Origin of the sequence: Mesorhizobium maamorense, assembly GCF_044998965.1 — a bacterium.
Taxonomy (GTDB): domain Bacteria; phylum Pseudomonadota; class Alphaproteobacteria; order Rhizobiales; family Rhizobiaceae; genus Mesorhizobium.
Genome location: NZ_CP173356.1, coordinates 6,213,794 through 6,230,397 on the forward strand (window position 1 = coordinate 6,213,794; position 16,604 = coordinate 6,230,397).

Annotated in this window: 16 protein-coding genes and 1 pseudogene; 7 read left to right on the forward strand and 10 right to left on the reverse strand. The window is 64.5% G+C overall.

Going from position 1 to position 16,604, the window contains the following annotated elements:
- Positions 1-2: 2 nt before the first annotated feature.
- A pseudogene (locus ACIU1A_RS30960) lies at positions 3-882 on the reverse strand (phosphotransferase).
- Between the two features lie 443 nt (positions 883-1,325).
- Here ACIU1A_RS30960 and ACIU1A_RS30965 point away from each other — a divergent pair.
- Positions 1,326-2,096 carry a DeoR/GlpR family DNA-binding transcription regulator gene (locus ACIU1A_RS30965; protein WP_404926071.1) on the forward strand — a complete coding sequence of 257 codons (771 nt, stop codon included), beginning with the start codon at positions 1,326-1,328 and terminating at the stop codon, positions 2,094-2,096.
- 1 nt (position 2,097) lies between these two features.
- Here the strand turns inward: ACIU1A_RS30965 and ACIU1A_RS30970 are convergent, their stop codons facing one another.
- Both ACIU1A_RS30970 and ACIU1A_RS30975 read right to left on the reverse strand, forming a co-directional pair.
- Entirely contained in the window at positions 2,098-2,997 is a 900-nt protein-coding gene (locus tag ACIU1A_RS30970; protein ID WP_404926072.1) for an NAD(P)/FAD-dependent oxidoreductase, read from the reverse strand.
- The gene (locus ACIU1A_RS30975) at positions 2,987-3,436 is read right to left on the reverse strand and encodes an Rrf2 family transcriptional regulator (RefSeq protein WP_140513008.1); all 450 of its coding nucleotides are present in this window, start codon (positions 3,434-3,436) and stop codon (positions 2,987-2,989) included. Before ACIU1A_RS30975 ends, ACIU1A_RS30970 begins: the two co-directional genes overlap by 11 nt.
- Positions 3,437-3,525: 89 nt before the next feature.
- Here ACIU1A_RS30975 and ACIU1A_RS30980 point away from each other — a divergent pair, with 89 nt between their 5' ends.
- The 6 genes from ACIU1A_RS30980 (at position 3,526) to ACIU1A_RS31005 (ending at position 10,454) form a co-directional block, all read left to right on the forward strand.
- Positions 3,526-4,452 (forward strand): LysR substrate-binding domain-containing protein, encoded by a 927-nt coding sequence (locus tag ACIU1A_RS30980; RefSeq protein ID WP_140513010.1) that lies wholly within the window; start codon positions 3,526-3,528, stop codon positions 4,450-4,452.
- 126 nt (positions 4,453-4,578) lie between these two features.
- A complete protein-coding gene (locus ACIU1A_RS30985; RefSeq protein ID WP_404926073.1) occupies positions 4,579-5,733 on the forward strand; it encodes an ABC transporter substrate-binding protein in 1,155 nt (384 codons plus the stop codon).
- A 200-nt stretch (positions 5,734-5,933) separates the two neighbouring features.
- Complete coding sequence (locus ACIU1A_RS30990) at positions 5,934-6,932, forward strand: ABC transporter ATP-binding protein (protein ID WP_140896760.1); 999 nt, start codon at positions 5,934-5,936, stop codon at positions 6,930-6,932.
- Between the two features lie 221 nt (positions 6,933-7,153).
- Positions 7,154-8,119, forward strand: a complete 966-nt coding sequence (locus tag ACIU1A_RS30995) for an ABC transporter permease (protein WP_404926074.1) — start codon at positions 7,154-7,156, stop codon at positions 8,117-8,119.
- Positions 8,109-8,924, forward strand: a complete 816-nt coding sequence (locus tag ACIU1A_RS31000; protein WP_140523673.1) for an ABC transporter permease — start codon at positions 8,109-8,111, stop codon at positions 8,922-8,924. The genes ACIU1A_RS30995 and ACIU1A_RS31000 overlap by 11 nt, the downstream gene beginning before the upstream one ends.
- Before the next feature lie 102 nt (positions 8,925-9,026).
- Complete coding sequence (locus tag ACIU1A_RS31005) at positions 9,027-10,454, forward strand: gamma-aminobutyraldehyde dehydrogenase (protein ID WP_140674137.1); 1,428 nt, start codon at positions 9,027-9,029, stop codon at positions 10,452-10,454.
- Between the two features lie 151 nt (positions 10,455-10,605).
- On the opposite strand, the gene ACIU1A_RS31010 is transcribed toward ACIU1A_RS31005, so the two are convergent.
- From ACIU1A_RS31010 to fdhD, 7 genes are all read right to left on the reverse strand, one after another.
- Positions 10,606-12,015, reverse strand: a complete 1,410-nt coding sequence (locus tag ACIU1A_RS31010) for an FAD-binding oxidoreductase (protein ID WP_140630031.1) — start codon at positions 12,013-12,015, stop codon at positions 10,606-10,608.
- A 288-nt stretch (positions 12,016-12,303) separates the two neighbouring features.
- Positions 12,304-12,618: a hypothetical protein gene (locus ACIU1A_RS31015; RefSeq protein WP_140497050.1), complete on the reverse strand. Its 315-nt coding sequence runs from the start codon at positions 12,616-12,618 to the stop codon at positions 12,304-12,306.
- A gap of 33 nt (positions 12,619-12,651) precedes the next feature.
- Positions 12,652-13,080 carry a nuclear transport factor 2 family protein gene (locus ACIU1A_RS31020; protein WP_224518980.1) on the reverse strand — a complete coding sequence of 143 codons (429 nt, stop codon included), beginning with the start codon at positions 13,078-13,080 and terminating at the stop codon, positions 12,652-12,654.
- A gap of 18 nt (positions 13,081-13,098) precedes the next feature.
- On the reverse strand, positions 13,099-13,578 hold the full coding sequence (locus ACIU1A_RS31025) for a carboxymuconolactone decarboxylase family protein (protein WP_140657857.1): 480 nt from the start codon (positions 13,576-13,578) through the stop codon (positions 13,099-13,101).
- Between the two features lie 107 nt (positions 13,579-13,685).
- Positions 13,686-15,239 carry an alpha/beta fold hydrolase gene (locus ACIU1A_RS31030; RefSeq protein ID WP_140674135.1) on the reverse strand — a complete coding sequence of 518 codons (1,554 nt, stop codon included), beginning with the start codon at positions 15,237-15,239 and terminating at the stop codon, positions 13,686-13,688.
- A gap of 112 nt (positions 15,240-15,351) precedes the next feature.
- Positions 15,352-15,663: a formate dehydrogenase subunit delta gene (locus ACIU1A_RS31035; protein WP_140559723.1), complete on the reverse strand. Its 312-nt coding sequence runs from the start codon at positions 15,661-15,663 to the stop codon at positions 15,352-15,354.
- On the reverse strand, positions 15,653-16,453 hold the full coding sequence (gene fdhD, locus ACIU1A_RS31040) for a formate dehydrogenase accessory sulfurtransferase FdhD (protein WP_404928040.1): 801 nt from the start codon (positions 16,451-16,453) through the stop codon (positions 15,653-15,655). Before fdhD ends, ACIU1A_RS31035 begins: the two co-directional genes overlap by 11 nt.
- Between the last annotated feature and the right edge of the window lie 151 nt (positions 16,454-16,604).

A 16,604-nucleotide genomic window follows, 5' to 3' on the forward strand; every position in this document is an offset into this window, starting at 1 on the left:
ATTCAGGTCCCGTATTTTGTCCGGTAGTTTTCCAGCGCGGCATCGAGCCGCGTCAGGTTCTCTTCCGTGTAGGCGACGTAGTCGATGCCGGGCACGTCGAGGTAGAGTTCCGAAACCATGCTCCACATCGCCTCGCGCAGCAGCGAGGCGCATTGCATGGCTGCATGCGAGCGGCGGATCGCCTCGTCCGGCTCCTTCATGAAATAAGCGGTCAGGAAGGCGAAGGATTCCTCGTCGCTCATGCCGGCGTTCGAGGCGACGCCGGCAAGGTCGAACATCGCGGTATTGAAGCCGGCATATTCGAAGTCGATCAGCCATAGCCTGCTGCCGTCGTCGAGAATATTCGCCGGCAAAAAGATCATTGTGGCCGAACACGATCGGCAGCAGTTTCTGGGCGCGTTCGAGCTCGTCGGCCAGCATCAGCAGACGCGGCAGGTCGCTCGCCTTGCGGCTGCCGGCGTCCTCCAGCGTGCGCGCATAGTCGCGGATGACGTGGAACACCCAGAACATGAAGCCGGCACCGGAGACGTGGTTGGGCATCTCGCGGTGGAAGCCGCGCATCAGGGCGGCGACACGGCCGAGATTGGCGCGCACGTCCTCAGCCAGACAGGTCTTGGCGCCGAGATACTCCGTCACGAGAATGCCGGGTTCGGCATGGCGGACCGCCGGCGCGAAACCGGCGGCATGCGCGGCGCGTGCGGTCATCACCTCACGCTCGCGAAAGACGTGGTGGAAGGGATAGTCCCTGCCGAAACGCACGACATGCCTCCCGGCCGCGTCCTTGACCCGATAATTGGCATTGCTCAGCCCGCCGGGCAGCGGCTCGATCTCGACGCTGCCTGTCCAGCAAGGCAGGGCGCGGATGCGGTCCTCGGCCGTCATGAATTCGCCCTTCGTACGGCAAGGCGCCGACGGGGCGGCGCCGCCGTGGCGACCCGCCGTTTGTCCGGACGCTCGTTCTGGCAAAGACCTCGCCGGCGCGGCATTCGGGATCGGTATCCCGCGCCGCACCGACGAGCCCCACGTGCCGGGCTCTTCGAGGCCGGCATCCGCCCCCGCGGATGAGAAAATTCTTCCAGTCGCCCTCGCGTCAGGCAGTTTCCAGACCTTGGGGCACACAAATTCGGATCAGGCTCCGCTATCGCTTTTCCGTGGCAGTGCGAGCCTGACACGGCATCAGTGTCACGCCGGGTAAGCCACGTTGTCAACGAGATTCTGTGGCTTTTTCTGCTTTCCTGCCCGTATTCTTTCGAGATTCCTTGTAATATGCGGCAGATTTGCCATAGAAGCGGTCACTGCATCATGGCGCGACTGGAAATGACCCGATGAGCCATTCCAAGCGGCACGGCGAAATCCTGCGGTTTCTGCAGGAGGAAGGCACCGTCACCATCGCCAGCCTGGCCGACCGGCTGGGCGTTTCGCTGGAGACCGTGCGCCGCGACGTCAAGCCCCTCACCAGCGACGGCTCGCTCCTGAAGATGCATGGCGCCGTCGGCCTGCCGTCGACGATCGGCGAAGCGCCGTTCGAACGGCGCATGCGAGAGAACGCCGAGGCCAAGCGCCTCATCGCCCGCATGGTCGCCGCCACCATCCGCGACGGCGAATCGATCATGCTCGACACGGGAACGACCACCTCGTTCCTGGCGCGTGAACTGCTCGGCCATCGGCGGCTGACGGTCGTCACCAACTCATCCGACATCGCCCGCACGCTGGCCACCGTCAACGGCAACAAGGTCTACATGGCCGGCGGTGAGCTGCGCAGCGATTCCGGCGCCGCGTTCGGCGCCTCGGCCATCGACTTCGTCAGCCGCTTCTCGGTCAGCCATGCGGTGATCTCGACGGGTGCCGTCGATGCGGTGACGGGTGTCATGGATTACGATCTCGACGAGGCCGAGTTCGCCCGCATGGTGCTGTCGCGCGGCCAGCGTTCGCTCGTCGTCACCGATCATTCCAAGTTCGGGCGCCAGGGCCTGGTCCAGGTCTGCGGCTTCGATGGCTTTTCCGAGCTCGCCACCGACCGGCCGCCGCCGCGCGACATCGCTGCTGGCCTGGCGCAGGCCGGCGCGCGGCTCAGCGTCGCGGGCGACGCAGCCTGAGCTAACCGAATACCAGCGACTGGTGGGCGCATATGCCGGCGAAGGCGCCGCCCGATACGGCGAAGGCGATGTTGTGCATCGCGCGTGACGCGTCCCCGGCGGCGTAGACGCCGGGAACCGTCGTCTGCTGCCTGTCATCGATTGATATCACCGGGCCAAGGGGACCGTCCGTGAAGCCGCAACCGAGCTGTTCGGCCACCGGGCTCGCCATTGTATTGCGCGGCGCGGTGAATATCGCGCGAACCCCCGCCTTTCGGCCGCCGTCGAGGATCACCGTCAAGCCGCCCGCGCCATGCTCCCGCAGTTCGGCGACCGCAGCGGGTTCGAACCTCACATTCTTGCCTTCCAGGACAGACATCTGTTCGGCATCGGGCTCGATCAGGCGATTGCCGAACAGCGTGACGTCGCCCCAGTCGGCGATCAACTGCGCCTGATGCAGGGACATGGGCCCGGTCGCCAGCACGCCAAGCGGCCCGCCGGAAACCTCGTAGCCGTGGCAATAGGGGCAGTGCAGCACGGTCTTGCCCCACTGCTCGGCAAGCCCGGGAACTTCCGGCAGGATGTCGCGCACGCCGGTGGCCAGAACCAGCCGCGCGGCGCCAAAGGTCTCGCCGCCCTCTGTGCTGATTTCGAAGTCGCTGCTGCTATTGGCGACCGCCTTGTCCGCACGTCCCTTGACAAGGCGAGCCGTCGGATAGGCTAGCAACTGCCGTCTTGCCTCCTCCAGGATGGCGCCTGGCGTGCGCCCGTCCTGGCCGAGGAAGCCGTGCGAATGCGCGGCGAACCGATTTCGGGGCTGGCCGGCGTCGATCACCAGGACGTTGCGCCGGGCCCGGGCCGCCTGGATGGCAGCGGACAGGCCGGCAAAGCTGCCGCCGACGACGGCAAGATCATACTGCATGGCTGGAGACTCCGATGAGGTCGTAACGGCGGCGGAAGTCGGCGGTCAGGTCGGCCAGCGTGATGCGGCTGAGCTTTTCCGCCAGCAGCTTCTCCGCCGCGATGCGAAAATCGTCGAGGACGGCGATCACGGCCTGCTCGACAAGGCAGCCGGGGCTCTCCGGCTCGGTGCCGAACGGCAGCAGCGTCTCGCCAAGCGCGGCGCTGATTTCGGCCAGCGAGATCTCGTCGGGCGGGCGCCCGAGCAGCCAGCCGCCGCCATGTCCGCGTGACGAGGTGACGATGCCGGCATCCCGCAATCCGGCGATGGTGCGGCGCACCACGACCGGATTGGTATGGATGAAGGTGGCAAGCTGCTCCGAGGTCAGCGCCCGCTCGGGCTTCTCGGCCATGTGGACCAGAATGTGCAAGGTGGAAGACAGCCGGCTGTTGCGTTTCATGTAACTTAAGTAGTTACGATACTGAGGGCCGTCAAGTTGCCGATCCGTTTCCACTTCCCAGTGTCGTCTCCGCCGTGTTTAGTCCGGCCATGGCTTTCACCATCCGCCAGTTGCAGTTCTTCATCGCCGTCGCCGAGCAGGGCACGGTGTCGGGTGCCGCGCAGAACCTCTCCATTTCGCAATCCTCGGTCACCGAAGCGATCAAGGAACTCGAAGGCGATCTCGGCGTCGAATTGTTCGACCGCCATCCGCGCGGCCTCAACATCACCCACAAGGGCCACCAGTTCCTGCGTCACGCCACCAAGATCCTGGCCGATGTGTCCGATGCGCGCCGCGCCTTCCTCGGCGAGCAGGCGACAGCGGGCGGCCGGCTGCAGCTCGGCGTCACCTCGCTGGTCGCCGGCTATGTGCTGTCGGACCTACTTTCCCGCTACCGCCGTGCCTATCCCGGCGTCGAGGTCTCCGCCATCGAGGACAATGGCGACTATCTCGAGCATCTGCTGATCGGCGGCAAGCTGGACATCGCCGTGATGGTCACGTCCAATCTGCGCGACCGAACCGCGCTGCAATCGGAAATCCTTGAAGTCTCGGCTTACCGCCTGTGGCTGCCGCTCGGGCATCCGCTCGCCGGCGCCGACATCATCGGCATCGGCGACATCGCTTCGGAGCCGCTGATCATGCTGACCGTCGACGAGATCGAGGAGAACACCGGCAAGTTGCTGACGGCAATCGGCGCCAAGCCGCATGTCGCCTTCCGCACCCGTTCGGTCGAAGCGGTGCGTAGCCTGGTCGCCACCGGCGCGGGCGTGGCGCTGCTGCCCGACCTCGTCTACCGGCCGTGGTCGCTGGAAGGCGACCGCATCGAGTCGCGCGACGTCTCCGGTGCCCTGCCCGTCGTCCAGGTCGGGATGGTCTGGCGCCGTGGCTCCGGCCTGCCGCAGGCTGCGCGCGATTTCATCGGTCTGGCGCAGTCGCAGCGCATGGTTCGCCAGCGCCCCGACAAGAACGGCCGCTGATCTATCGGAAAAACCGATATCCTCCTTCTGATAAATGAATTTGCGAAACCGGGATTTTCACAGCACCTTCGCTTCAGGGAACAAAGCCGCCGCCGAAACGCGGGCCCTATCAATGGGAGATCGACGATGAATTCATTCCTGAAGTCATGCACTGCATTGACGGTCGCGCTGACCGTCTCCGGCCAGGCCATCGCTCAGGTCACGGAACTCGGCAAGGGTGAAGGCGAGGTCAATATCGTCGCCTGGCCGGGCTATATCGAGCGTGGCGAAACCGACAAGGGCTATGACTGGGTCACCGCCTTCGAGAAGGAAAGCGGCTGCAAGGTCAACGTCAAGACCGCCAACACGTCGGACGAGATGGTCTCGCTGATGAACGAGGGCGGCTTCGACCTCGTCACCGCTTCGGGCGATGCATCGCTGCGCCTCGTTGCCGGCAAGCGCGTGCAGCCGATCAATACCGATCTCATCCCGAGTTGGAAGACGGTCGACGACCGCATCAAGGACGCCCCCTGGTTCACCGTCGACAAGGTTCATTATGGGGTCCCCTACCAGTGGGGGCCGAACGTCCTGATGTACAATACCGATGTCTTCAAGGAAGCGCCCAAGAGCTGGAACATCGTCTTCGAGGAGATGAAGCTGCCGGACGGCAAGTCCAACAAGGGCCGCGTCCAGGCCTATGACGGCCCGATCCACATTGCCGATGCCGCCAACTACCTGATGTTCCACAAGCCGGAGCTCGGCATCAAGGACCCCTATGAGTTGAACGAGGACCAGTACAAGGCCGCGCTTGAGTTGCTGCGCGTCCAGCGCACGCTGGTCGGCCGCTACTGGCACGACGCCGCCATCCAGGTCGACGATTTCCAGAACGAAGGCGTGGTTGCCTCCGGCTCGTGGCCCTACCAGGTCAACACGCTGGTCGCGGCCAAGAAGCCCATAGCCTCGACCGTGCCGGAGGAAGGCGTCACCGGCTGGGCCGACACCACCATGATGGAAGCCGACGCCGCACACCCGAACTGCGCCTATATGTGGCTCGAACACTCGCTCTCGGCCAAGGTGCAGGGCGATGTCTCGGCCTGGTTCGGCTCGCTGCCGGTCGTCCCCGCCGCCTGCAAGGGCAACGAGCTGCTGACCGACGAAGGCTGCAAGACCAACGGCTACGAAAATTTCGACAAGATCAAATTCTGGAAGACGCCGGTGACCAAATGCGCCACCCAGAACGACCAGTGCGTGCCCTATTACCGCTGGGTGTCGGATTATATCGGCGTCATCGGCGGGCGGTGATTTTCTTCACCCTCCCCCTGTGGGGAGGGTCGACGCGCAGCGTCGGGGTGGGGCGGCGCGGAGGTCCGTGCCAGAGCACCCCACCCGCGACTTCGCCGCGACCTCCCCCATCGAGGGGAGGTAAGTGGCGCGCGCGTTCGCCGTCCAGCCATGATTGCGGGCGACCGAAGAGAACCCAATCGGCAAGAGACTGACACCCCATGACCTCAGCCGTTTCCTTCCAGAAAGTCTCGCGCCATTTCGGCAGCGTGCGCGCCGTCGACACGGTCGACCTCGAAATCGTGCCTGGCGAGTTCTTCGCCATGCTCGGGCCGTCCGGTTCCGGCAAGACGACCTGCCTGCGCCTCATTGCCGGTTTCGAGCAGCCGACGGCGGGTTCGATCTCGATCTTCGGCGAGCGCGCCGAGGGCGTTCCGCCTTATCGCCGCAACGTCAACACTGTCTTCCAGGACTATGCGCTGTTCCCGCATCTCAATGTGCTCGACAACGTCGCCTACGGATTGATGGTCAAGGGCGTCGGCAAGGCCGGGCGGCACAAGGCAGCGGAAGAGGCGCTGTCGCTGGTCAGGCTGCCCGGCTACGGCGCCCGCCGCCCTGGCCAGCTTTCCGGCGGTCAGCGCCAGCGCGTCGCGCTGGCCCGCGCACTGGTCAACCAGCCCAAGGTGCTGCTGCTCGACGAGCCGCTCGGCGCGCTCGACCTCAAATTGCGCGAGAACATGCAGGAAGAGCTGAAGTCGCTGCAAAAGGCGCTCGGCATAACCTTCGTCTTCGTCACCCACGATCAGGGCGAGGCGCTGTCGATGGCCGATCGCGTCGCCGTCTTCAACGACGGCAGGATCATGCAGATCGGCACGCCGGAAGATATCTACCAGCGGCCGAGCACCCGCTTCGTCGCCGATTTCGTCGGTTCCTCCAACGTGCTGCCGCCGGATTTCGTCCAGCGCTATTGCGGCCAGCGCCGCTGGGGCAGCCTGCGACCTGAATCGATCCGCGTCGGCCGCGCCGCGAAAGGCGACGGCGTGGCCGCGCGCCTGGTCGCGACCAACTATCTCGGCGCCACCACCAGGCTGGCGCTCGATGCCGACGGTCTGAAGCTGCACGCCATCGTGCCTGCCGGCACGGCCTTGCCTGGGGAAGGCGAGGCGGTGGTGCTCACCTTCAACCGGGAGAGCCTGCATTTGATGGACGAGGCGGTGTGATGAAGGCTTGCGCGAAGCACCCCCTCTGTCCTGCCGGACATCTCCCCCGCAAGGGGGAGATTGGCTGCCCTTTCGGGTTTCGCCAATTTCCAACGTCGCAGAATTGGCGAGGCCGAGAAATTGCCAATCTCCCCCCGTGAGGGGGAGATGTCCGGCAGGACAGAGGGGGGCGACGCAGAACGCGGCCTCTCACATAATTCTCTTCAGCACACGGCGGCCCTATGACCATTGCCGCGCTCACCCCCAGCCCAGCCCCTGCCATCCTGCCCGGCAGCGGCGGCATACGCGGCGCGCTCTCCGACCTCTTCTGGCGCAGGCCGCAACTGCTCCTTCTGCTTATGCTGCTGCCGCCGGTCCTGTGGCTCGGCATCGTCTACATCGGCTCGTTGTTCGCTCTTTTGGCGCAGAGCTTTTTCTCGATCGACGAGTTCTCCGGCCTCATCAATCGTGAGTTCACGTTGAAGACCTATGGCGACCTGTTGCAGGCCGCCAATCTCGACATCATCCTGCGCACGGTGACGATGGCAGCCCTGGTGACCCTGGCCTCGGCCGCCGTCGCTTTCCCCATCGCCTACTACGCGGCGCGCTATGCGCGCGGCCGCTGGAAGGCGCTGTTCTATCTCGGCGTCATGCTGCCGCTGTGGTCGAGCTACCTGGTCAAGATCTACGCCTGGAAACTGATCCTGGCCAAGGAAGGCATTCTCACTTGGCTGCTCGCCAAGCTGAACCTGTTGTGGCTGCTTGACGCCTGGCTGTCGCTGCCGGTCGTCGGCGGCAACTCGCTGTCGGTGTCGTTCACCGGCACCTTCATCGTTTTCGTCTATGTCTGGCTGCCCTTCATGATCCTGCCGGTGCAGGCAGCCCTCGAGCGCGTGCCCGGCAATCTGGTCGAAGCCTCTTCCGACCTTGGCGCGTCGCCCGGCCAGACTTTTCGCAATGTGCTGTTCCCGCTGGCGCTGCCCGGCATCGTCGCCGGCTCGATCTTCACCTTTTCGCTGACATTGGGCGACTACATCATCCCGCAGATCATCGGCACGTCGCGCCTGTTCATCGGCCAGGCCGTCTATTCGCAGCAAGGCACGGCCGGCAACATCCCGCTCGCCGCCGCCTTCACGGTGGTGCCGATCGTCATCATGGGCTTCTATCTCTGGGGCGCCAAGCGCATGGGGGCCTTCGATGCGCTCTGACCGTGCCCAATCGGCTCCGCTTGGCCTCAAAATCGCCGCCGCTTGCGGGTTGCTGTTCCTGCATCTGCCGATCCTGCTGATCTTCGTCTATGCCTTCACGACCGAAGAGAAGAGCTTCGTCTGGCCGCCGCCGGGGCTCACCACGCAGTGGTTCGCCGTCACCTGGAACCGGCCGGACGTGTGGCAAGCGCTGTCGCTCTCGGTGCGCGTCGCCGCCATCTCGACGGCCATCGCGCTGGTTCTCGGCACGCTGTGCGCCGCCGCGGTGTCACGGACGAAATTCTTCGGCCGTGAAACCATTTCGCTGCTGGTCATCCTGCCGATCGCGCTGCCCGGCATCATCACCGGCATTGCGCTGCGTTCGGCTTTCGCGCTGGCCGACATTCCGTTCTCGTTCTGGACGATCGTGCTCGGCCACGCCACCTTCTGCGTGGTTGTCGTCTACAACAATGCCGTTGCCCGCTTCCGCCGCACCTCGGGCTCGATGATCGAGGCCTCGATGGATCTCGGCGCGGATGGTTTCCAGACCTTCCGGCATATCGTGTTGCCCAACATCGCCACGGCGCTGCTTGCCGGCGGCATGCTGGCCTTCGCGCTGTCGTTCGACGAGGTCATCGTCACCACCTTCACCGCCGGCCAGCAGCAGACGCTGCCGATCTGGATGCTTGAAGAACTGATCCGCCCGCGCCAGCGCCCGGTCACCAATGTCGTGGCGATGGTGGTGGTGCTGGTGACGCTGCTGCCGATCCTCGCCGCCTATTACCTGACCCGCGACGGCGACCAGATCGCCGGCAGCGGGAAATGAAAACAGCGAATAGGAAATAGCGAGTAGCGAAGAGGGAAATCGTTAGCCAAACCCTATTCGCTACTCACTATTCGCCACTCGCTCCTCTTCAAGGAGAACCCAATGGACACCCAGATGCTGATCGGCTCGAAGTTCGAGAAAGGCACCGAGACCGAGGAGCCGGTCCTCAATCCGAAGACCGGGGCGACCATTCTCAATCTCCCCGAGGCGAGCCCGGCGCAGATCGAGGCGGCGGTGACGGCTGCCGGGAAGGCGTTCACGGCTTGGTCGCGTACCACGCCCGCGCAGCGCTCGGGCTATCTCCTTAAGATCGCCGACCGCATAGAGGCCGAAGCCAGGGAATTCGCGGTGCTCGAGGCGCTGAACTGCGGCAAGCCGATCAATGCCGTGCTCAATGATGAAATCCCGGCGATCGTCGACTGCTACCGTTTCTTCGCCGGCGCCGTCCGCTCCATGCCAGGCCAGGTAGCCGGCGAATACCTGCCGGGCCACACCTCGATGGTCCGGCGCGATCCGATCGGCATCGTCGCTTCCATCGCGCCGTGGAATTACCCGTTGATGATGATGGCCTGGAAGCTGGCGCCGGCGATCGGCGGCGGCAATACGGTCGTCTTCAAACCGTCGGAACAGACGCCGCTGACGGCGCTGAAACTGGCGAAGATCCTGGCCGAAATCCTGCCCGAAGGGGTCGTCAATGTCGTGCTCGGACGCGGCGACAGCGTCGGCAATACGCTGATCAACCATCCCAAGGTCAACATGATCTCGATCACCGGCGATGTCGCCACCGGCAAGAAGGTGCTGCAGGCGGCCGCCAAGTCGGTCAAGCGCACGCATCTGGAACTCGGCGGCAAGGCCCCGGTCATCGTCTTCGATGATGCCGACCTCGGCGCCGTGGTCAACGGCCTGCGCGCCTTCGGCTACTACAATGCCGGCCAGGACTGCACCGCCGCCTGCCGCATCTATGCCGGCAAGAAGGTCTACGACAAGCTAGTCGCCGATCTCTCCTCGGCCGTGTCGACCATCAAGTACAATCTGCCGGACGATGCCGAGAACGAGATCGGCCCGCTGATCTCGCGCCGCCAACGCGATCGTGTCTCGAGCTTCGTCGAGCGCGCCTCGGAATTGAAGCACATCGAGATCACCACCGGCGGCAAGCCGGGCGAGGGCACCGGCTTCTACTACCAGCCGACCGTCGTCGCCGGCGCCTTGCAGGAGGACGAGATCGTGCGCCGCGAAGTCTTCGGCCCGGTGGTCTCGGTCACCCGTTTCACGGAAGTCGACGAGGCGGTGAACTGGGCCAACGACAGCGATTATGGCTTGGCGTCATCGGTGTGGACCAGGGACGTCTCGCGCGCCATGGCGACGGCCGCTCGCCTGCAATATGGCTGCACCTGGATCAACACCCACTTCATGCTGACCAACGAGATGCCGCATGGCGGGCTGAAGCAGTCCGGTTACGGCAAGGACATGTCGCTCTACGCGCTGGAGGATTATACCGCCGTGCGCCATGTGATGGTGGCGCACGGGTAATCTGTCTCCTTCCGGCAAAGGCAGATCTTATATGGCTGTGGCCGGCGCCGGCGACCCCGCTTGAGAGGGTCGTCAGCGCCATTCCACTTCGCGATTGCGCTGCATTTGACAGGCACGGCCGCCGAACGGCATCAGCGGCGAGACCCCGGCACTACGCGGCCGTCCGGCCCGGCATCGCCGATGTCGCAGGCTTGATGTTCAGGTTGACCCGGAAGACATTGGATGGGTCGTAGGTTCGCTTAACCTGGCTCAGCCGCTCGTAATTTCCGCCATAGCTCGCCTGCAAGCGCGCGTCTCCTTCATCGTCCATCATGAAGTTCACGTAGCCGCCCTCGCCATTATGGGGATGGACGCTCGCCCAGTAATTCCGTGCCCACGCGGTCAGGTCGGCGGCTTTGCCCGGATCGGGGTCGATGGCGGCGATGACCATCGACCAGCTTGCGTCACGCGCGTTCCAGGCGGTCTCGTCCTTGCCGACGCGGCGGACGGCGCCGTCAATCGGGTATAGATGCATGAGCGACAATTCGCTGGGCGCCTGGGCGGCCTGTGCGATATGGGTCGCGATCGCTTCGTCGGGAAGCGACTTGACGAAATCGCCCTTCCAGTACCATTGCAGGCCTTTCGGAAGGAGCGGGTCGAATAGCGACTGCATCGCCGGGAACGGCATTACGCCCATCCAGTTGAACATTGGCGGCGGCAAGGTGTCCAGCAGCGGCGCCATGGCCTTGCGCCCGTCCTCCTCCGTGCCGTTGTAGCACGAGATGATGGCACAGGCGCGGTTGCCCCAATGCTCGCGCGGGAAAGGATCGCTCGAAGGGACGGATTTGAGGCCGACGAAAGCGCCGAGGTCTTCCGGCGCTTCCGGCAGGTAGTCGCGATAGGTACGCATGACCGCCGACGCGTGCCTGGCGTCCCAGAACACCGGACCGCCGAAGATCATGTTCACCGGATGAGCCTGGAACAGGAAGCTGGTTACCACGCCAAAATTGCCGCCGCCGCCCCGGAGCGCCCAGAACAGGTCGGGATTCTCGCTTTTGCTGGCCTTCGCCATGCTGCCATCGGCCAGCACCAGATCGGCCTCGATCAGATTATCGATGGTGAGGCCGTATTTGCGCGTGAGATAGCCGGTTCCTCCACCGAGGGTAAGGCCGGCGACGCCCGTGGTCGAAACGATGCCGAACGGAACAGCGAGCGCGAAAGGATGGGTGGCGTGGTCCACGTCGCCCGAAGTGCAGCCGGGCGCGACCCTCACGGTGCGGGTTTTCGGGTCGACATGGACGCCTTTCATCATCGACAGGTCGATGACGAGACCGTTGTCGCAAATCCCCAATCCCGCGCCGTTGTGGCCGCCGCTGCGCACGGCGATGAGGAGGTCGTTTATGCGCGCGAACCTTACAGCGGCGATCACGTCGGCGACATCGACGCAGCGTGCAATCAGCGCCGGACTCTTGTCGATCATGCCGTTGTAGACCTTGCGGGCCTCCTCATAGCCGGCTTCGCCGCGCAGGATCAGCTCTCCGCGCAAGCCTTCACGCAGTTTTGCATAGGTTTCGTCGGTCATCGGTTTCCTCCCTGATCGCGCCCGCGCCATATGGTTTCGACGCGACGATTTATCTTGTTGCTTTGCTTGTGCCGTCCATCCGTCGGGTGCGCAGGATGGTGCAGGAGAGCACATTGCACCGATCCGGCTCCTCGCTGCTTCGCCCGAAAGGGCCAGTGGGGAAATGGCCCGGGAGAGCCATAGCGGGCAGGCGGAAGCCGTCATGGTAGCGAAAGCGCGTCGCGTCGAAAGGGACCGATGCGGCGCGCTTCAGATCGTTGTTCTATGGGCACCTTTGGGCGACATGCATTATTCGACGATGCGGAAAATCTGCCAGAGGCTGGTGCCCGACACGACGTAAGGCTCGATCTCCTTGCCCCATTTGGCATGCGCGTCGATCTTGCCGATCCTGGCGAAGAACTCTTCCAACTGGGCCAGGCTTTCGACCTGGTGGTGAGATTCGACCGTCGCCTCCCGCGCGCCGATCGAACCCGTCATGATCTGGAACTTCAGGTCGGCGACGCCGACCTGCGAACCGATCTCGGATTCCCATTTCCGCAAGAGGTCGAGCACGGTCTGCTTGTGTCCGAACCTGGCGTCGATCTGCCATCTGGCGCTGAACATGTTTTCCTCCTCCGAAGATGCGGCTGATGCCGCTTACTCGTCCCAGGCCTGCACGACGGTCTGCCGTGCAATCCGCCCGCCCTTGAGTTCCAGCATCGCCGCACAGAACACCTTGGTCCCGTCCGGGTAGGCGCAGGCTTGGGTGAAGGCGAGATTGTCGCCATCGGCAATGGTGGTATCGACCTTGTGGGTCATTGCCCGGCTGCAGATGTCGTCCCAGAATGTGCTGATCGCCGCTCGGCCGCGGATCTCGCGCGGCTTGCTCGGCGGATTATTGCGGTCGACGACCCGCAACACCGCATCGTCGGCGTAAAAGCTCGACAGCATCTGTCCGTCGCGCCCTTCGATGGCTTTCTTGATTGCCGCGCCGTCAACGGTCTGTGTCTTGGTCAGCATTTCATCCTCCATGGGCCCGTCTTCCCGATCGGGCGGTTGATGAGCAAAGTGCTGCCCGGCGGTCATCGCCGTGCAGCGATAGTGTCACTGCGACTTGGCCTTCACGGCCGCGAACACGTCGTCGGTCTGCTTCTTGAAGGCTGTGAGGTCGACCTGGCTGCCGTTGAGCATCGTCGACCAGTGGCGAACGATCGCCGCCATTGCCACCGCTTCCTTGATCTCCTCGTCGGTCGCGCCGTTGAGCTTGGCGGCCTCGGTGTGGAAGTAGACGCAGTACTGGCAAGGGATCTGCGAGGCGACGGCAAGCCCCATGAGTTCCTTGGTCTTGCCGTCGAGTGCGGTCTTGGGGTTGAGCTGCATCGACTTTATCTCGGCCCAGGCGCCGGCGACCGCCACGTCAGGCAAAGTCCTGAACATGTCCGGTACGGAGCCGAGCGTGGCCTCTATGTCCTTGTATGCTGCCGTCGCCGAGGCATCCTCGGCCCGCGCCGGAGCCAGGGCCAGCAAGGCGCCGACGCCGGCCGCGATGACGAGCAATCTGGTCTTGCGACTTGATTTCACCATTTCATCCTCCCTTCGCAGTACCGTCACGGCGATATCGCCTGGCCTGCATGGGAAGAATTGATAATCCCCGACGCCATCGGCCGCTTCGCCCGAAAGCGCCATGGCCTTTATGGCCCGTGCGGGCCAGGGTTCCGTGCCGAAAACGCGGCCGCCGCCGCCCGCGACGGCAGGTCGAGCTTGAGCAATATGTTGGCGACGTGACGCTTGACCGTATGCTCGCTGAGGTTGAGCTCGGCGGCGATCGCGGCATTGCTTTTGCCGTCGGCGATCAGGCTCACCACCTCGCTTTCGCGCGCCGTCAGCGCGGCCGGTTCGGCAGGCCTGGGCTTGGATCGGCAGGCGGGTTCCAGATGCTGCTCGGACGTCGCAAGAACAAACGCCAACGGCTCGTCCAACTCGTCGAGCGCAATGCGTCCGCCTTCGATGAAGTGTAGGCCGGAGCCGGTCGCCAGGTCGGAAACCAGCCGCGACGCCAGGATCTCGCCGCGGCTGGCATGGGCCGCAAGTTGTATGGTCACGCGTGCAGTCAAGCCGACCGGCGGTCCGCGCATCTCGATCTCGCCGACATGTACGCCCTGTGCACTGGCCACACCGATCTCCTGCGCCGCTTCGCGCAATGCCGCCGCGCAGCGTATGGCGCGCGCCGGACCATCGAAGCGCGAGATCATCAGCTCGCCATGCGTGCCTGCGACACGTCCGCCATGGCGCCCCACCAGCAATCGCCAGGTCTCCTGGAATCGCTGGCTGCGCTCGCTCCACATGCGGTCGCCGAGGCGCGCCGTATCGTAGATACGCGTCACCAGCAATGCGGCGAGCACGCGCTCGCTGTCGGCCACGGCCGGCTCGCCGGTCAGGAATTCCTCGATCAGGTCGGCGACCCGGTCGACATCACCGGTCCACACCGGGTGGTCGCGCCCGGGGATTTCGACAAGCCGGGCGTTCGGGATCTTCCGGGCGAGAAAGCGGCTGGCATCGGGATCGACGCGCGCGTCGTTGCGGCGGTGGATCAGCAGCGTCGGCGCGCTGATCGCCGAGAGTATGCCGCGCACGTCTATGCCGGCATTCATGCGCGCCAGCGCCGCCGCCGCCGTTGGACTTGCCGACAGCCGCTCGAACCGCGACCACCAGGCGGCAAAGTGACTGTCTTCGACGCGGCCGGGCGCAAAATGCGGCAAGGTGGCGCCTGTGCCCCAGGCGGTTTCCGTCGTCGCGATGAATGCCTCCAGCCGTTCCGGCGGCATCACCCATCGGTGGAAATGGGCATAGCCGCCATAGAGCGCCAGGGCGCGCGTCCGCTCCGGATACGTGGCGGCGAACAGCATGGCCATCGGAGCGCCTTCCGAGGCGCCGAGCAGGGCCGCGCGGCCGCTGCCGGCCGCGTCCATCACCGCACGCACGTCGTCCATGCGCGTTTCGAGGCTGGGGAGATGGTTGGCATCGACGCGGTCGGACAGGCCGGTGCCGCGCTTGTCGAACAGGATCAGCCTTGAGAAGGCGGAAAGCCGTTTCAGCAGCCTGCTATAGCCTTCATCCTCCCAATGCAGGTCGAGATTGGAGATGAAGCCCGGCACGAAGACGAGATCGAACGCGCCTTGGCCGACCACCTGATAGGCGATCCGCACATCGCCGCTACGGGCGTATCGGGTCTCGATCGGCCTCACGAGTTGTTCCGCCCGGCCTGGCGATTTCGGATCGCTGACCATAGCAGAGCTGCGTCGCGTGCGGCAGCTTAAACTTTAGCGGAAGGAAATATAAGCGGACGCGAACCAATGGCTATTTTTGCGAGACGGCTACGTCGCCTGGGGGAAGCTTGAGCCCGAGCTTCAGATCGGCCTCGGCGGGCGAGACCGGCCGCTTGATCCTGGTCGAGGCAGCCACGACGAGTTCATCGAAGCCGTCGCCGCCGCTGTCCAGCATCTCGAAGAACTGACGCCGCATCCTCGGCTCCCAGAATTTGTTGATATGCTCGGCCACCCCGGCCACGCCTTCTTCGCGCGGCCTGGAGTGGAAAAAGGCCGCGATCTGGTTGGCCATCCGCACCAGCTTCTCGCTGGTGCTCATGATGTGGTCTTCGTCATGCGACATGTTTGGCAACTCCGCGAACCACCCGGTCCGGATGGGTGAAAATATCGAAATCGTCGCCGCGAACCAAGGCCACCAGCGTCATGCCGGCCTGTTCGGCGGTGCGGACGGCGAGCGCGGTCGGCGCAGAGACGGCAATGATGAAGGGCGAGCCGATCGTCGCCGTCTTCTGCACCATCTCGACGGAGACGCGCGACGTCACCACTACCGCGCCGGTCGCGCCGTCGATGCCGGCCTTGGCCAATGCACCGGCCAGCTTGTCCAGTGCGTTGTGACGGCCGACATCCTCGCGCGCAATGACGGTGCCCTTGCCGGGGATATAGAAGCCGGCGGCGTGCACCGCGCCCGTCTCGCTGTGCAGCGGCTGCATCCTGGAGAGAAGCTTGACGGAACGGACGATGTCGCCGGCATCAAGCGTAAGTTTAGACGCACCAACCGCATCGACCGAGCGCATCGCTTCCTCGATGGATTCGATGCCGCAGAGCCCGCAGCCAACCGGTCCGGCGAGCCTGCGCCGCCGCGTCTCGAACCGCGTGTTGGCCTGGTCCTTCAGTCGAATCTGGATGTCGATGCCGGCGCCGAGATCCTCGACCTCGATCGCCTCGATCTCTTCGGGTGAAGCGATGATGCCTTCGGTCAGCGAGAAACCGAGCGCGAAATCCTTCAAATCGGCCGGGCTCGCCATCATCACCGCGTGCGCCGTGCCGGCAAAGGAGAACGCCACCGGCGTTTCTTCCGGCACCATGCGGCGGGCCGCTGCCGTGCCGCTGGCGCGGCGAGCGAGACGGGACATTTCGGTGATGGCGGGGCGTTTGCGGGTCACGAGACGCACCCCTCAAGCCTTTCCTCATCCCGGTCGATCGGGGAAGGGGTATCGAGTGAAGCTCGACGCAATGGTGGTCGATCAACCATCAAGATTGAAGCTCTTATTGTCGAATGTCTCG

Bases quoted from the DNA above. Each gene is read 5' to 3' on its own strand.
- ACIU1A_RS30965 (WP_404926071.1), top strand. From the start codon at position 1,326: ATGAGCCATTCCAAGCGGCACGGCGAAATCCTGCGGTTTCTGCAGGAG.
- ACIU1A_RS30970 (WP_404926072.1), bottom strand. From the start codon at position 2,997: ATGCAGTATGATCTTGCCGTCGTCGGCGGCAGCTTTGCCGGCCTGTCC.
- ACIU1A_RS30975 (WP_140513008.1), bottom strand. From the start codon at position 3,436: ATGAAACGCAACAGCCGGCTGTCTTCCACCTTGCACATTCTGGTCCAC.
- ACIU1A_RS30980 (WP_140513010.1), top strand. From the start codon at position 3,526: ATGGCTTTCACCATCCGCCAGTTGCAGTTCTTCATCGCCGTCGCCGAG.
- ACIU1A_RS30985 (WP_404926073.1), top strand. From the start codon at position 4,579: ATGAATTCATTCCTGAAGTCATGCACTGCATTGACGGTCGCGCTGACC.
- ACIU1A_RS30990 (WP_140896760.1), top strand. From the start codon at position 5,934: ATGACCTCAGCCGTTTCCTTCCAGAAAGTCTCGCGCCATTTCGGCAGC.
- ACIU1A_RS30995 (WP_404926074.1), top strand. From the start codon at position 7,154: ATGACCATTGCCGCGCTCACCCCCAGCCCAGCCCCTGCCATCCTGCCC.
- ACIU1A_RS31000 (WP_140523673.1), top strand. From the start codon at position 8,109: ATGCGCTCTGACCGTGCCCAATCGGCTCCGCTTGGCCTCAAAATCGCC.
- ACIU1A_RS31005 (WP_140674137.1), top strand. From the start codon at position 9,027: ATGGACACCCAGATGCTGATCGGCTCGAAGTTCGAGAAAGGCACCGAG.
- ACIU1A_RS31010 (WP_140630031.1), bottom strand. From the start codon at position 12,015: ATGACCGACGAAACCTATGCAAAACTGCGTGAAGGCTTGCGCGGAGAG.
- ACIU1A_RS31015 (WP_140497050.1), bottom strand. From the start codon at position 12,618: ATGTTCAGCGCCAGATGGCAGATCGACGCCAGGTTCGGACACAAGCAG.
- ACIU1A_RS31020 (WP_224518980.1), bottom strand. From the start codon at position 13,080: ATGACCGCCGGGCAGCACTTTGCTCATCAACCGCCCGATCGGGAAGAC.
- ACIU1A_RS31025 (WP_140657857.1), bottom strand. From the start codon at position 13,578: ATGGTGAAATCAAGTCGCAAGACCAGATTGCTCGTCATCGCGGCCGGC.
- ACIU1A_RS31035 (WP_140559723.1), bottom strand. From the start codon at position 15,663: ATGTCGCATGACGAAGACCACATCATGAGCACCAGCGAGAAGCTGGTG.
- fdhD (WP_404928040.1), bottom strand. From the start codon at position 16,453: ATGTCCCGTCTCGCTCGCCGCGCCAGCGGCACGGCAGCGGCCCGCCGC.